The sequence below is a fragment of the Paenibacillus albiflavus genome, assembly GCF_004344915.1.
Classification (GTDB): Bacteria; Bacillota; Bacilli; order Paenibacillales; family NBRC-103111; genus Paenibacillus_AM; species Paenibacillus_AM albiflavus.
In genome coordinates, this window is sequence record NZ_SKFG01000023.1 from 16,747 (window position 1) to 32,139 (window position 15,393).

Sequence of the window (15,393 nt, forward strand, 5' to 3'; positions counted from 1 at the left end):
GCTATGATGTGCCCAAGCGTTTGTTGTTTCACGAAAACACATGCAGCTCCGCCATTTTAGATAAGTAAAGCTTCATATTTTGCCGAATTTCTTCAAGCTCTGAGAAAGATACATTGAGATCGGTGTGATAGTTGAAAGTAGGGAATGTTTCACGGAAAATAAAATAACGTTCAGGCTGTTTAACATTTACTTGTCCGTTCCATTCAGCGGCACTTTTGAGACTCGGAAGACTTAGTGTATTTTGTCTCAATTTAAGCTGTACTTCGTGAGAAAGCATGTAGTCAATAAATGTTTGTGCAGCTTGCTTATGCTTGGAGTTCTTATTAATCGCAAGTCCGATAACAATTACTAATGTTTTAGGTGATCCATGATACGGCAGAGGTGAAATATCATATGAGAAATCAACATCTTCGATCATATTCAACAGAAAGTACGATGTTATAATCATAGATACCTTTTGTTGACGAAACAGCATATCTACATCTTGATCATTTTCGGACAGAAATGGCGGAAACACTTCTTCACTTAGATCAATTAGCGTCTGGAAGCTATCTTTAAGTGTTGTTTTATCAAGCTCCAGACTGATGTTAGTCTCTTTGCCGCGATTGAAAACTACATTGTTCTGCAATAAGAAGATAGGCCAACGATTATCGGATAGCAAATGGAAGAAGAAACCATATCTATCACTGCCTGTTGCTAAACGATGAGCAGCCTTTTTGACGGTATCCCATGTCCAACTGCTGTCTGGCTCTGGAACATTATTTTCAGAAAAATGCTTTTTATTGTAGCAAAGAATAACCGGAGAGAACATGAAAGGCTGTACGTATAAATCCCCATCATGCATAAATGGCTCAGTTAATTTTGGATAAACGCCTTCTTTTATAACTTGGGGATCTAGTATGCTTGGCGGCGCTTTAAAGTTCGTGAATAGCTCGATGTTCTGATTATTTATGGTCATGACATCGATGTTATCGGATTCCATGTAGTCTTTCATCGTAGGATTTGTATGAGAATAAGGCATAGGTATCATATTGATCCGTATAAGAGGATGTTGTTTGTGAAATTCATCAACTAAATCGTTAATTTGTGCCTCTTTGATCATGGATGGGTAGTAACCAAATTTAATTGTGATCCCTGCTGGGGATTTTAGAATACGATTTCCTACTCGTGGAATTTTTTCTATAAAGTTTTCAGAAGCTAATAGCTCCAATCCTTTGCGGACTGAATTTTTACTTAGCTCAAACCGATCAGCAAGATCAGACTCGGACGGCAAAAAGCTTCCTTCTTCCCATATATTTGTTATGATTTCGTTTCTTAAAGTGATCATCATATCCTCGTAGCGACTCCGGAAAGTAGAACGCTTCGGTCTAGAATTCATTTCCAAACACCTCAATTGAAAAATAATCCTTCAATGGTTAATTATATCATATGTAATTCATAACGATGGAAATATTAATATAAACATCAGACAACTTGAAAGCGCGTTCATTTTGCATTGACAGTATTTTCCTGACTAGATTATAATCAGTTATGAACTAGATATGCAACACAATATATGAATAATGTCCTGAAAAAATCGATTATTTTGCTAATTTGATGTAAAAAGGAGGGAAATGTCGATATTTATAATTTTTTGGAAGAAATCTTAATTGCTTATCTAGGTCATTGCAAAATGAAATGAGTTGGTATGTTGATGTTTGCAGAATGGAATATAGATGGGAAATTTGAGTAGAAAGAAGGGAATTTAAACAATGAAATTTAAGCGTCTAATAATACCCGTTCTCATTATGTGTCTCTTATTAAACGTTCCTATGTATGCGCTTGCAAAGGAAGATACTGAGACAAAATTAGCAACAATCCAATTAGAATATAAGGGTAAATCCGTAATTATAGGTAAAGAGGTTACGGTTGATGTTGTTGTTAGTAATGTTACTGATTTATATGGTGTCCAGCTTCAAGTTCATTATGACACTTCGAAGTTTGCATTGAAGAGTGCGAGCGCTAATAGTAAATTTGATGATTTCAACGGGATTACAATGGAGCCTGATGAAGGAACTGTTTCGCTGCCGTTATTGCGTAAGAATTTGTCGTCCCTTAATTCGAATAACTCCTCATTTACAATAGCAAAGTTGGAATTTACTGCACTGAGCGCTGGTGAAGCAGACCTATCGATACAAGGGCTTAAAGCTGTTTCAAGCAAGACCTATGTAAACGAGAACGGATTTAAAGATTTGGTGGAACTGGATATAACTATTGGCAAGGATATAGCTATTCAAATTATAAACCCATCCACGTCGCCTGGTACTGACATATCAACTGGCTCTGATACATCAGCAGGTATTTCATCTATTTTAAATCAAAGTTTAAAGGATTTGGAGAAGAAGCTCGCAGCAAACAATCCTGAGCAAGCAATGATACAATTGTCGAGTCTTCTCTCGAGTGGTACAAGTAAATTTTCAAATGCTGAGATTAAAAAACTGGAAGAGTTAATGAGTCAGCTTCAACAACAATTAGAGAATAGTGTAGTGAGTACGCTGGATTCATCTACGAATACTTTGAAGCTTGAAAGCAGTTCCCTTGCAAAAGCTGTAAAAGCGTTAGAAAATCTATCGCTATTAGCAGCACGTAATAAATTGAATTTGCCATCGGGTAAGGAAATTCACGTGAAGCTTCTTAATAATGAATCTTCATCGCTACATATTTCGGCTGAACAAGCTAAGCTGCTGAATCAGAATAAAGTATCGCTATTGCTTGAGAGAGCTCAAGGGTCTGTCATGATTCCATCTGATGTACTTATGGCTGATAAGCCAACCGTAATTCAATTAACTGCTGCTACCGTACAAGGAGAACAGCAAACTGATGCTCATTTACAATTTGTTACTGGACTGAATTTTCAAATTCTAACGACAACTGGGGAGAATGCTACAATTCCTCAATCTCCTGGACAGTTTCAGTTATCGCTTAATTATGATGCTTCCAGTTCAAATGCTCATAAGCTAGGAGTTTATGTTTGGAATAAGACTACTTCTACTTGGGACTATGTGCGTAGTGCTAAGCAAGAGAATGGTAAGTTTGAGTTTGTGACTGATAAACCGGGTATTTACGCAGTTATGGAGTACTCAGCAAATTACACGGATATTGATAAGGTATACAAGCAAGCTAAGCTTGCGATCGAGTTGTTATCTGCGAAGCACTATATGTATGGAACAGAGGCTGGTAAGTTCTCTCCTCAACAGGAGATTACTAGAGCTGAGTTTATTGCTCTTCTAGTTCGTATTCTTGAATTACAATCTGTAGCTAATGACGGCGATTCCTTTAATGATGTTGAGTCAAATGCTTGGTATGCAGGAGAAATAAATGCTGCTAAAAAAGCAGGAATTGTTCAAGGTGACGGTTCTAATTTCAATCCTAACGGCACTCTGACTCGTGAAGCTATGGCTGTCATGCTTGTAAATGCGGGGCTGCTACAGGCGGATCCTGCAACAACGAATGAGTTTGCAGATGATGCTTCAATAAGCGATTGGGCTAAAGATGCAGTGTATAAGGCGAAAGCGAGTGGTCTTATTGTAGGAGTTGGTAGCAACACACTGCAGGCTAAATCAAGCGCAAATCGTGCGGATGTTGCTGTTATCTTGCTGAGACTGATTGAACAACAATAAGGAGTGAGTCTATTGAGAATCATGCGAATAAGGTTATCAATTTTCTTAGCTGTAGCGTTATTGATTTCTTCAATTATGGCTGGCTTGCCAGTTATTCATGCAATGGATGAGTCGGCACAGCCGAATGAAATCATAATGGTTAACCCAGGCTTCGAAGAAGAGGTTAGCGAGGACGGAAGTATTCCGGGTTGGACTCCGAATTATACGCCAGTGGTTGATTCTGTTTCACATAGTATCAGCACAGAAGCAAATAGTGGCAGCCAAAGCTTGAATTTATTTGATAATTCAAATGAAGGGACTGTTGAACTCGTAAGTGATCAATACGAAGTTCAACCAGGAAATCTATATACGCTGAGTGCTTGGATTAATCCAAATGAGCCAGTAGGTAGAGTGGATGGATCAGTTGGAGGCTCTATTCACCTTCGATTCTATGATGAGAATCGTGTTGAGATAGAAGAAAGCCGTGGAGAGAAAGATTGTAATGATAACAGTGTACAAGGAAAATTCACACAAATTTCAACACCAAATATGATGGCGCCAGACAATGCGAAGTATGTATCGGCAGCTGTATTAATAACAGAATCTTGGACGGGTGATACGTATTTTGATGATGTAATGATTACTTATGAATCACCAGCGTCAGAACCAGAGCCAACGCCGACACCAGAATCTACACCAATACCAACACCAATGGCGTCACCAACACCACCAACAACGCTAACAGAATCGACTCCGAGCTCAGGTGAAATCACAATGATTAACCCTGGCTTTGAAGATGCGGTTGGTGAGAATGGTGAAATTCCAGGATGGACTCCGAATTATACACCTATCCCTAATTCGGTCAGTCATAGTGTTAGCACTAAACAAGCTAAAAACGGTAGCCAAAGCTTGAATTTATTTGATAATTCGAATACCACAGGAACTGTTGAACTTGTAAGTGATAAATATGCGGTAGAGTCGGGACAAATCTATACACTGAGTGCTTGGATTAATCCAAATGTGCCAGCGGGCTGGAAGGCTGGTTCAGTAGGAGGATCGATTCAACTTCGCTTTTATGATGAGAGTTCCAAGGAGATAACCGCTAGTCGTGGAGTTAAACATTATAGTGATACCAATGCTCAGGGAAAGTTTACACAGGTTTATTTAGAAAATATTAAAGCTCCAGAAAATGCGAAATATGTATCAATAGCTTTATTAATAACTCCAGTTTGGACGGGTGATACGTATTTTGATGATTTGACCCTCACTTATAAATCAGAAGTGATTGTTGAACCGGAAGAGGATTTAACGGAAAAGGTAATCTCTTCTAATGGCATTAAGGAAATCGTTAGTATTCCGGTTCCTAATGCTGGTTTTGAAAGAAACTTGAATGTCGATGGAACCATTCAAAGCTGGAAAGCATGGGGGCCTTCGACGGATATGTTGAAGTATGAGCGTTCATCCCAGAAAGCGTATACAGGCAAATATAGCCTGAAAATTACGGACTCTTTAGATACGAATCACGTTGTTCTTGAGAGCATGCCTTTAGCTGTAAAGCCAGGTGTTGAATATACAGCTTCTGCAATGATGAATATCGAAGATCCTAATACTACTGGGGCTACTTTCCTTCTTCGTTTCTTCAATGCACAAAATACTCAAGTTGGTACTGATGTATTACAGCACTATAAAAGTCCAATAAACGAATGGTATAAAGCCGAATTGAAGGGACTTGCTCCTGATGGTGCTAAATATGCCAAAATATTAACATTGGTGAATGTAGCTAATAAAGCAGTTGTTTATTACGATGATGTAATGTTCACATATGAGCGTGATTTGATGAATCTGGACATCACTGCACCAGAGTTTGCAGCACATAATCAAACGTTCACTGTACAATTGGGTGCTACTAATGCAAGCTCGCTTACAGGGGCTGAATTAAATTTAGCTTTTGACACCAATGCTCTTGAGTTTGTAGAGGCAGCAGTCCACTCCGATTTCAGTACAACGGATAATACAACCTTATCGTCCAATGTGAATAATGGCGTGCTTGCGATTCAAGTATCCAAGAATGGAAATGAGATTGTAAACGGAAATGTAGGTATTGTGAATGTGAAATTCAAGGCTAAAGGAGATAAGGGCAATACTGTTTTATCTCTGAAGGCTGGCTCTATTTTGAAAACAGTTAAAAATGGTGCAGTAGAGAGCACGACATACCCGAGTGACCTAAGAGCACGTATAACCATCATGCAGTATGCGGAAGATGTGAATCATGATGGTATTGTGAATCTTGTGGATCTTTTACTTGTTGCAAAAAATGTAGGGGTGCAGCTGGACAGCATTACAAAGTCCTATGATTTGAATAACGATGGGAAGATTGATGCTGCAGATGTTGATTTGCTTTTACAGGCACTCACTACTAATTAGCGCTAGATCGGGAAATAAGCCTGATACATCATTTTTAATAGGAGGTTTACAATGCGTAGTATACGAAAAAAGTATATCCTGTTGGTAATTATATGGAGTGTAGTTACTGCTCTTGCTTTTACTTCTGTACCAACTGAAGTAAGCGCGAGTGAGAACGATAAAGTTACTTTTAAAGGAAGAGCCTTCGGAGAACCGACAAAGATCGATACGCCTATTATGAAAGCGGGTATTTCGGGCGGTGTTGTGGGTAAAGAAAATGGCCAACCGATATATTATACCACCGTTAATGCGGAGCTTGCTTTGTTTCAGGTGGTAGATATTAAGACGAATACACTACTTTACAGCTTGCCAATGCAAGGGGTTCAGCAGGTTTGGGCACATGCCATCGCGCCTGACGGAACTGTATATATCGGTGGAATTCGGACATCTGGTCAAACCAGAGGGATTCTGTGGAGTTACTCGCCTACTACGCATAAGCTTACAGAAATCGGTGAGCCTATTGCAGGGGAAAAGTCAATTTGGAGTTTAACGACGGATGATCAGGGCAATGTATATGGAGGTACGTTCCAAGCGGGTAAGGTGTTCAAATATGATCCAGTAACCAAAAGCTTTACTGATTACGGATCTATGGTTGCAGGTCAGGAATATGTTCGATCGATTGCTTATCATGATGGATATATTTATGCGGGGACTGGTACGGTCGGAGATGTTATTAAACTGGGCGTAACGGAGTCTACCAAAGGTTACAAACAGAGTATTGGTGCTAAAGTGCCTGAATTGCTAAAAGTTGACTCAGCAGCACAAGTCCCTTTTGCCTATGATATGGCTGTTGTTGGTGATTACTTGTTTGTAAAGTTCCAAGGTGGCGATCATTATACGTTGTTGTTCTATGATCTGAAAAATCAGGTATGGTTGGATCATGTTGTTGGCAAAGATACAGCAAACGGCGGAACTGGAGTGGGGGTATTCAGCTTTGCTCAATTAGCTTCTCGAGATAACAAAGTATATATCCCTGCTAATGGGCATTTAACAGAACTCGATCTAACGACTTTTAAAGCGACTCCATTAATTAAATATGGAACCTCATTGCGTGGGGCGGGTTGGGTAGAGTTTGATGACTTGGAAGGATTCAAAGGCCAATCGTTAGTTTCTATGAAAGCTAATGGGGATATTGCAATTTTTAATATTGCTGACAAGAAGGTACACAACAATCTGTCCGTGCTGCAAGGCGCGCCGAATCCTATTCATAATATCGAGGTTGGTCCTGACGGGAATTTGTATATGACCGCATATCCTGCGGGTTTAGGAGCTATTTATAACCCACGCACAGGTAAAAGAATAAATATGGTCGCTGAACAAGCTGAAGGGATGATAGCCTATGGGAAGGATATGTATCTAGGTTTATATCCTGGTGGTCATATTTACAAAATTGATACGACGCTTAGCACGCCGGTTCCTACTCCCGTTTTTACAATTGGTGAAGACCAGGATCGTCCTTATATTATGAAAACTATGGAAGATCGTATTATGATAGGGACCATTCCGGGATACGGTCAGCTTGGCGGTGCGCTCACTATTTATGATCCTGCTACTGGACAATATGAAGTGCATCGCAATGTTGTAAACAACCAAAGTATTGTAGGTCTGGCTTATAAAGACGGTTACATTTATGGCTCAACCACTATACACGGAGGACTTGGCATTACAGCTACGGAAAAGTCGGCGAAGATGTTTGTATGGGATGTGGCGAATAAACGCAAGGTGACGGAATTCACGTTGGATATTCCAGGCCTTAGCAATCCAGCTATGATCAGCGGCTTGTCTGTAGGTCCTGATGGAAACATCTGGGGTGGTGTAAATGGTACCCTCTTCCAAATGGATCCGAACAATTATGATATTATTAATTATAAAAAAATCTACTCGGATATTAGCAACACTTACGGCATGTGGCGTCCTTACCATACACATTGGGGCAAAGATGGCTTACTGTACATGGATTTAGCTGATCGTATTACTGTAATCGATCCTAAGAATATGGATTTTGTTCGCTTGTTTGAAGGCAGCATGGAAGTGAAGTTTATGACGATTGCTGAGGATGCGAACGGTAATGAGAATATATACTTCGCAGATGCAACAGACATGGGCAGCTTGCAAATGATTGCTGTATCTGATGTGGGATATGAACATGCAGGCAAATTAAAATTAACTGGACCTGCTGCAGCTAAATTGAATGAGACGATTACTGTTAATCTTGAGCTTGATCAGGCAAGTAAACTGTATGGATTTAAGGCAAAGCTTCATATTGATCCAACGCAATGGGTAATTAAAAGTGTTACCGGTTCTGATCAATGGATTGCAGGAGGTACCTTGAAGTGGGCTGTGAATGGCAGTGACGTGACGATTGTAGGGACTCAAATGAAAGATAATAGTTTCGACGGCAGTCATATAGCAGCGCAAATTCAGTTAATGGCTAAGAAGAATAATGTTAATGCAAACTTGAAGTTGTTAGGCCAGTCAGAAACGATTCGCATTGATGGAGATGTCACGGGAGTTACGCATCGTCTGGGTAGCGATACGAGCTTGCTAGTCCACATTGGCGCTCTTATGGAAGGGGATTTCAACGGGGATGGCGTAGTTAATAGAGATGACCTGCTCCTGCTTGCTAAGTATCTAGGCGTGAAGGTAGATGACAGCAATCGTCATATGGATTTGAATGGAGATAATGAGATCGACATTACCGATCTTGGTATAGTTGGACTTGAAGCGCTAAAATAGAGACACAGCTAGCTAAGTAGTAACCATAAGCGGAACTGTGGTAAAGCTTTGAGTGTTTGATATGAGATTTAAAGTCAGAGGCGCCTTGCAGAAATGCGAGGCGTTATTTTTGTATTATAGAATTTATAACTTCCGTATCATAAATTCTAAGTAATACCTACATATGTGGAATGGAATTACGTTCAACCCCCTGAAACAAAAACAGTTCGGGGGGGTTGCTTCGTAATATAACGCTCGGATCATCAGCTCAAAGCCTGCTCAACTTCCTCTTTTAACCCACTTGCATCGATTTCAACAGGGTATTGGAACTCCTTGCCATTAATAAATACGGTCGGAACCATCTTCACATTGCGTTTAATGGCTTCTTCTATAATTTTTAAACTTAAGTCAATGTTATCAGGTTGTTCTTGTAAACCATACTCTTCGGTTAACATCTTCTTAATCGAATGGCTGTCGGATTCGTGCCATTGGCTTTGTTTGGCGAATAAATCTTTCATCAGCACGTAGACTCGTTGTGGATCCTTATAGTCGAAAAATGCGTTTGCTAGTGTGCCGTATAATAGCATTTCACGTGGCTTATCATAATGTTTAATTACGTATTGTACTTGTCCTTTCTCAATATAAGAGGTCAATGATTCATCAGCTGCTTCAAAGAATGTTGCACAATACGGGCATGCCAGGTTCAAGAAAACTTCTACTTTTACAGGTGCATTATCCTTGCCATAGCTTAAAAATGCATTTTCGATTACTTGAGTCATGTTAAACATCCTCCTTTACTTGATGTTGCTTGGAATGATGGATTTGTCGATATGAACGGCGTCTTTGATGTTAACTTTTGCATCCAGCAGTCCAGCTTCAACGAATTTGTCGGCCAATTGTTGCTGGCTTGTAATGATACTATCGTCAATCTGCTGAACACCGAATGTACGGCGGTCAATGGCTTTTTGAAGAGGAGCTATGTCTAACCCTAATTCAGAGGATAAGATTTTCGAAATCTCTTGTTTATTTGCATTGGCCCACTGATCGGCATTGTGCAATTCTTGAAGAATGATCGACACGACTTCCGGTTTTTTATCCAAAAGGTCTTTGGTCGCAAAATAGAACGTCCGATTCTCTGAATTACCGGAGCCATTGACAATGGTACGCGTTTTTACTGTATTTTCTACAATCGCCAAGTAGGGATCCCATGTACCATATACGTCGAACTCGCCTTTTGTAAAAGCAGCTAAGCCTTCCGCCGCATCTTTATAAAACTTAATGTTTACTTCGTTCAAAGCAATACCGGCTTTCTCTAAGGCAACTAGGAGCAAGTAATGTTGATTGCCTCCTTTGGTTACCCCGATCGTTTTCCCTTTCAAGTCATTTACGCTTTGAATCTCGGAATCTGCTTTGGCAACTAATGCAACGCCTTCCGGATATGGGGATTCAGATGCTACATAGTTTAGTGGATGTCCGCCGGCTTGCATGAATACAGCGTTACCGTCAGATGCATGACCGAAGTCAATATTATTCGTATTTAAAGCTTCCAATAACACCGTGCCAGTGGAGAAGACTTTCCATTCAACTTTATATCCTTTCTCGCTTAATGCTTTATCTAAGTTCCCGTGTTCTTTTAAAATGTTAAGTGTATTTCCTTTTTGATAACCGATGGTGATGACTTCTTTAGGATTACTTGCAGGTGCGCTAGTAGAACCTTTTCCACAAGCAGTTAGAACCAAAGCGAATAGGGCAACTAGAGTAAATAATAATGTCTTTTTCATGTTCTACACTCCTAGAATTTGATTTAATATTTTGGTCTCATAATAAGTAAACTTATCGTTACGTTCCCGAGGTCTTGGCAAGTCAATGGGTTCATCCAACTGAATGACACCCCGGTCGATCACGATAACGCGATCCGCTAAACGTACGGCTTCCGTTACATCATGGGTAACAAGAAGAGAGGTGAATTTCTGTTGCTGCCAGAGCTCTTCAATGAGGTTCTGCATTTCAATTCGGGTTAACGCGTCAAGTGCCCCAAGTGGTTCATCAAAAAGCAAAATATCCGGATTGCTTGCTAATGCCCTGGCTAAGGCAATGCGTTGTTTTTGTCCGCCTGACAGCTGATCGGGCCAATCCTGTTGTTTATCGATCAATCCAACCTTCTCCAAAGACTCCTTAGCAACACTTGGATTAACTGCGCCAAGTTCAATGTTTTTTATAATATTTTTCCAAGGTAGTAATCTGTCATCTTGGAACATGATCCGGATTTTCGGATCGTTCGCATCTTTATCGGAAAAATGTAATTCGCCTCTTGTAATTTGCTCCAGCTTGGCAATGATTCGAAGCAAAGTACTCTTACCACAGCCGCTTCGTCCAACGATGGCCGTAAAACTTCCTTGTTCAATAGATAAATCAATATTATGTAATACTTCATTATCGCCATAGCTTTTGCTGACATTGTTCAGTTCAATATTGATCATGGCGTCCCCCAAAAAATGATTTGGCTAGTTATTTCTTACGGTAAACAGGATTCCACTTTAAAAAGTGGTGTTCAAACAGCTTCGCAATGACATCGGATAGCTTTCCTAGTATCGCGTATAGAACAATGGTTAGCACGACAATGTCCATTTGCATGAATTCACGGGCACTCGTTGCCATAAAGCCAATCCCTGAATCAGCGCCAATCGTCTCTGCGACAATTAATGACATCCACATGACACCCAGGGCATATCGAATACCTACTAGAATGGAAGACAAGGAGCCTGGCAAAATAATGTTCACAAACAATTTCCACTTGGATAACCCATAAACGGTTCCCATCTCAATAAGTTTGCGGTCTACATTCTGAATGCCGCTAAAAGTGTTTATATATACAGGAAACATGACACCAAGCGCAACGAGAAATATTTTGGCAGATTCACCGATTCCAAACCATAGGATGACAAGTGGAATCAGCGCCAAATGAGGAATGGTACGGATCATTTGCATCGTTGTATCCGTTGTTCTTTCAAAAAACTTAATCGTTCCATTTAATAGGCCTAGTATAAAACCGATGATGCCCCCTATGAAAAATCCGATTAAAGCACGTTGTGTACTAATTAGGACATGTTCTTGTAATTTACCGGAACTCGTTAATTGAATCGCAGCGTCTACAACTTTCAATGGCGTTGGCAGAATGGAAGAACTAATAATCTCGAATTGCCCTAGTATTTGCCAAAATACAATCATAATGATAGGGAGAAGCCATGGAATAAGTTGATTGCTATACCATCTAGTTATTTTTGTCATCTTCTAATCTCCAGACAATTGTAAGAATAATTAATATTATAACAAGTTGTGTCTGATTATATGGTATTCCGATCTGTTTTGTCAACAATAAAAGTTGACGAACACACATCACATATGAGAAACGGTTTATCTAATATGGTGAGTGCATATTGTCCATCTTCCGCAGATAACGCACGATAACCAATTTGGTAAGAACCGGTGACAGCGAGAGCTTTATGTTATCAAGGGGGGAGTTACCTTCCAATAACGATAGCATGACAGCCGCTATTATTGCATAGGAAGCATATTAATATCTATGAGCTATCCTTTTAGAGGTGGCTCTTTCTGTTCTCATTAGCTCAGTATTAATTTTTTATGAACTGGAATGTACGCACAAAAATAAGGTGGGGGAAAAAGTTAGCAACAAAAAAATCACCACTTCTGTGACGATTCAGTATTTTGGCATAATTTAAGCAAGGGGGTCATTTCCAATCCCTTACAATATTATTATTAACGACAGGAAAACATAAGTCTATATCTTTCCGGAAAAAACCAGTATCCTTACTTTAGGTTGAGTTAGTACATAATTCCAATTCTAAATAAGGAGTGTACAATTCTATGGGCGAATACTATTGGGATACGCAAATTGAATACCTTCGTAATTCAAGAGACCTATTTTACAATGATGATTACATCGAATTTTTAGTAAAGACAGTTTGGAAAATCGAAACCCCTGTACATCTGATTGATTTCGGTTGTGGCTATGGTTATTTAGGATTGAAACTGCTTCCGTTGTTGCCAAAGGGCTCGACTTATACTGGAATCGACTTAGGGGATAAGTTGCTTAATGAAGCTCGAGAACTTTTTGCTCGGCTCCCATACAAGACAACATTTCTGCAAGGAGACATTCAGGAAATTACCTTGGAAAGAAAGTACGATATTGCCCTATGCCATGCCTTTTTACTTCATGTTCCAAACCCGATGGTCATCCTGAAAAAGATGATGGATTGTGTTGTGGATACAGGAAAAATCATTACTTTTGAACCTCACTGGATTTCAAGCTCATCAAATTTCAACTTACATGGACATGACCAATCTAGATTTGTTCAGTTAGGGTTCCTTCAAAAACTCTACGAGCAAGATGCCGCTCGGAGCGGCAAAGACGGCAATATAGGCATGAAGATACCCATATATCTAAGTCAATTAGGTTTGAAGGATATCGAATGTAGAGTTTCGGATAAGGTGAATTTCCTTCATCCCAATATGGAGGTCGATAGCAAAAATAGGTTGTATACTCGTTTACTAGAGAGCGGTTATGCGGATACTCCTAATGAGGATAGGAATATCTTTATTAACAAACTCATTGAACGTGGAGCCACTGTTAATGAAGCCGAGATTCAGTATGAGAATGAACTTTTTCTTTCGAAGGAATTTAATCTAGATTCGTACTTAACTTATGCTTCCAACATGAAAATCACTTTTGGAAGTGTGGCAAGATAAAAAGCTGAATAACATCGGTTCATCGCTAGAGCAAACACTATTCTTTCGGACACTTACATGTTTGTTATCACTGTCTACTCGTCACATGTGGAGTGTACAGTGTTGCTAATATGGCGGGGGCAGATTAATCCTAAGCCCTTTGCTTTTTAAAGGCACGAAGTAGTTCTTACGTGTCTTTTTTTGCTTCAGAGATTGCTTCAATACGCATCGAGAAAAAATCGTAAAAACGTCTTGACATTGGAGTCAACTCCAATGTTATTCTGAATTCATGGAAAAACTTTATTCTATACAAGAGGTTTCGCAGATACTTGGGATATCGAAGGATACGCTTCGGTATTATGACCGAATTGGTATCGTCTCGCCATCCCGGGAAGAGAATAAGTACCGCAGGTATTCGAAAGACGACCTCATAGACTTGATGAATATTCAGATTATGCAGTATGTGGACTTTTCTCTTGACGAAATTAGAGGCACGCTTAATATCCGCAAGATGGACAATATCGACCCTGTTTACTGCGAAGAGGTTTCTGCGTTTCTCGATGCCAAAAACGCAGAAACGCGCAAGAAGATTGCCCATCTGGAAAAGGTCAGCCAGCTGCTCAACATAGCAGCTGAAACGTTAAGGAACTTTAATATCGAAAGCGACCGACGGTTGGCAAAGATCGTCCGCGAAATTTACATGGATATCCGAGGGGGCGAGCCAAAATATTTCAAGGAAGGTTGTGATGACCATCAAGGTTAGGAATTATTATTATTTGATTGCAGGAGTTCTTGCGGTGCTGTTTGCCTTCACTCACGCATGGAACGGGCAATCCGCTGTGCTGCCGACACTCGATACTAGTCTGATTTCTGTGGATACCCAGACGGTTTTCACGTATGTTTGGCACATTATCACGGCGGAAAATCTGGTTTTCGGCATCGCATTCATTTTCATGTCACTCATAAGTGAGCGATCGAAGATCCGGTTTGCCGCATGGATGATCACGGCGATCATGATCGTCCGGCTGATGGTCATTCTTGGGGTAACGGCAGTGGTTGACGTTTCGGGGCTTATGAATACGTTTATTGATTCTATTGCAATCGTAATCTATGTCGCCCTTATCATGCTGGGCACAAGAATAGAGAAAAATAATACAGAGGTCAGGGGTTCGAACCCCCTTGGATTCACCAAATAAGTCATATAACGCAACCTATTAAGGGTTGCGTTATTTATTCTTACATCGGTCTTTTTTTGTACATGGAGGTAATTTGCTCTGCAATATATTCAGAACTAAATTGGATACCGTCCTTAATCCACCACATAATAATCCCCAGTAGTGATGCTGCCATAATATCAGTAGAAACAGTATTCTTCGTTGATTCAATGCTTCTCGCGTTTCTTCGCATTGCTACCGTATTTTTTAATAATTTAAACAAGTAATCTTTGAATCCTTTATGCTCAAAGAATATGACAAAAAACTTCCGATACTCATAAATATAATCTAGAAATGTAATCAATTGCTCTTGCTCATTGCTGCTTTGTGTTTGTAATAACGGGTTAATTTTTATCGACAGGTCATCAAATATTTCGTGTGAGATTTGGCGTAACAGGTCGTTAATATCCTGATAATGTAAATAAAACGTTGCGCGATTTAATTCTGCACGGTTCGCAATTTTTTGAACGGTTAACTGAGATATATCCGGATTTTCAGCTAATAAGGAATAAACGGCATTCTTAAGCATCTTTTTCGAGCGAATTGCACGTGGATCTTCTTTTTTATGTATAGACATTTGAACCCTCTATTATCGATAATTTTGTACTTCATCAACT

12 protein-coding genes are annotated in these 15,393 nt (G+C 39.8%); 6 read left to right on the top strand and 6 right to left on the bottom strand.

All coding sequences use genetic code 11. From position 1 onward, the window contains the following. Window positions 1-28: 28 nt before the first annotated feature. On the bottom strand, window positions 29-1,378 hold the full coding sequence (locus E0485_RS18915) for an extracellular solute-binding protein (RefSeq protein ID WP_132419643.1): 1,350 nt from the start codon (window positions 1,376-1,378) through the stop codon (window positions 29-31). 373 nt (window positions 1,379-1,751) lie between these two features. Here E0485_RS18915 and E0485_RS18920 point away from each other — a divergent pair, with 373 nt between their 5' ends. From E0485_RS18920 to E0485_RS18930, 3 genes are read left to right on the top strand one after another with little or no spacing between them, the layout of a single operon-like run. Beyond that, window positions 1,752-3,659, top strand: a complete 1,908-nt coding sequence (locus E0485_RS18920; protein ID WP_132419644.1) for an S-layer homology domain-containing protein — start codon at window positions 1,752-1,754, stop codon at window positions 3,657-3,659. Window positions 3,660-3,680: 21 nt separating this feature from the next. After that, on the top strand, window positions 3,681-6,062 hold the full coding sequence (locus E0485_RS18925; protein WP_235857632.1) for a carbohydrate binding domain-containing protein: 2,382 nt from the start codon (window positions 3,681-3,683) through the stop codon (window positions 6,060-6,062). Between the two features lie 51 nt (window positions 6,063-6,113). Continuing rightward, window positions 6,114-8,837 (top strand): dockerin type I domain-containing protein, encoded by a 2,724-nt coding sequence (locus E0485_RS18930; protein WP_132419646.1) that lies wholly within the window; start codon window positions 6,114-6,116, stop codon window positions 8,835-8,837. Between the two features lie 242 nt (window positions 8,838-9,079). Here the strand turns inward: E0485_RS18930 and E0485_RS18935 are convergent, their stop codons facing one another. Genes E0485_RS18935 through E0485_RS18950 form a run of 4 tightly spaced genes read right to left on the bottom strand, consistent with a single transcriptional unit; the run spans window position 9,080 to window position 12,104 of the window. Next, window positions 9,080-9,595 (bottom strand): thioredoxin domain-containing protein, encoded by a 516-nt coding sequence (locus tag E0485_RS18935; protein WP_132419647.1) that lies wholly within the window; start codon window positions 9,593-9,595, stop codon window positions 9,080-9,082. Between the two features lie 15 nt (window positions 9,596-9,610). Beyond that, on the bottom strand, window positions 9,611-10,597 hold the full coding sequence (locus tag E0485_RS18940) for an aliphatic sulfonate ABC transporter substrate-binding protein (protein WP_132419648.1): 987 nt from the start codon (window positions 10,595-10,597) through the stop codon (window positions 9,611-9,613). 3 nt (window positions 10,598-10,600) lie between these two features. Beyond that, a complete protein-coding gene (locus E0485_RS18945; protein WP_132419649.1) occupies window positions 10,601-11,296 on the bottom strand; it encodes an ABC transporter ATP-binding protein in 696 nt (231 codons plus the stop codon). Window positions 11,297-11,324: 28 nt separating this feature from the next. Further along, on the bottom strand, window positions 11,325-12,104 hold the full coding sequence (locus tag E0485_RS18950) for an ABC transporter permease subunit (protein WP_132419650.1): 780 nt from the start codon (window positions 12,102-12,104) through the stop codon (window positions 11,325-11,327). Window positions 12,105-12,701: 597 nt separating this feature from the next. Between E0485_RS18950 and E0485_RS18955 the strand changes: the two genes are divergently transcribed. From E0485_RS18955 to E0485_RS18965, 3 genes are all read left to right on the top strand, one after another. Beyond that, complete coding sequence (locus E0485_RS18955) at window positions 12,702-13,583, top strand: methyltransferase domain-containing protein (RefSeq protein ID WP_132419651.1); 882 nt, start codon at window positions 12,702-12,704, stop codon at window positions 13,581-13,583. 268 nt (window positions 13,584-13,851) lie between these two features. Further along, window positions 13,852-14,325, top strand: a complete 474-nt coding sequence (locus tag E0485_RS18960; RefSeq protein ID WP_132419652.1) for a MerR family transcriptional regulator — start codon at window positions 13,852-13,854, stop codon at window positions 14,323-14,325. Further along, window positions 14,309-14,758 (top strand): hypothetical protein, encoded by a 450-nt coding sequence (locus tag E0485_RS18965; protein ID WP_207911016.1) that lies wholly within the window; start codon window positions 14,309-14,311, stop codon window positions 14,756-14,758. Before E0485_RS18960 ends, E0485_RS18965 begins: the two co-directional genes overlap by 17 nt. A gap of 40 nt (window positions 14,759-14,798) precedes the next feature. Here E0485_RS18965 and E0485_RS18970 read toward each other — a convergent pair whose 3' ends face one another. Then, window positions 14,799-15,353, bottom strand: coding sequence for a TetR/AcrR family transcriptional regulator (locus tag E0485_RS18970; RefSeq protein ID WP_132419653.1), 555 nt, complete (start codon window positions 15,351-15,353; stop codon window positions 14,799-14,801). Window positions 15,354-15,393: the final 40 nt, after the last annotated feature.

What these genes read in the sequence shown, in the direction of transcription:
- E0485_RS18915 (WP_132419643.1), bottom strand. Translation starts at nt 1,378, where the DNA reads ATGAATTCTAGACCGAAGCGTTCTACTTTCCGGAGTCGCTACGAGGAT.
- E0485_RS18920 (WP_132419644.1), top strand. Translation starts at nt 1,752, where the DNA reads ATGAAATTTAAGCGTCTAATAATACCCGTTCTCATTATGTGTCTCTTA.
- E0485_RS18925 (WP_235857632.1), top strand. Translation starts at nt 3,681, where the DNA reads ATGCGAATAAGGTTATCAATTTTCTTAGCTGTAGCGTTATTGATTTCT.
- E0485_RS18930 (WP_132419646.1), top strand. Translation starts at nt 6,114, where the DNA reads ATGCGTAGTATACGAAAAAAGTATATCCTGTTGGTAATTATATGGAGT.
- E0485_RS18935 (WP_132419647.1), bottom strand. Translation starts at nt 9,595, where the DNA reads ATGACTCAAGTAATCGAAAATGCATTTTTAAGCTATGGCAAGGATAAT.
- E0485_RS18940 (WP_132419648.1), bottom strand. Translation starts at nt 10,597, where the DNA reads ATGAAAAAGACATTATTATTTACTCTAGTTGCCCTATTCGCTTTGGTT.
- E0485_RS18945 (WP_132419649.1), bottom strand. Translation starts at nt 11,296, where the DNA reads ATGATCAATATTGAACTGAACAATGTCAGCAAAAGCTATGGCGATAAT.
- E0485_RS18950 (WP_132419650.1), bottom strand. Translation starts at nt 12,104, where the DNA reads ATGACAAAAATAACTAGATGGTATAGCAATCAACTTATTCCATGGCTT.
- E0485_RS18955 (WP_132419651.1), top strand. Translation starts at nt 12,702, where the DNA reads ATGGGCGAATACTATTGGGATACGCAAATTGAATACCTTCGTAATTCA.
- E0485_RS18960 (WP_132419652.1), top strand. Translation starts at nt 13,852, where the DNA reads ATGGAAAAACTTTATTCTATACAAGAGGTTTCGCAGATACTTGGGATA.
- E0485_RS18965 (WP_207911016.1), top strand. Translation starts at nt 14,309, where the DNA reads ATGACCATCAAGGTTAGGAATTATTATTATTTGATTGCAGGAGTTCTT.
- E0485_RS18970 (WP_132419653.1), bottom strand. Translation starts at nt 15,353, where the DNA reads ATGTCTATACATAAAAAAGAAGATCCACGTGCAATTCGCTCGAAAAAG.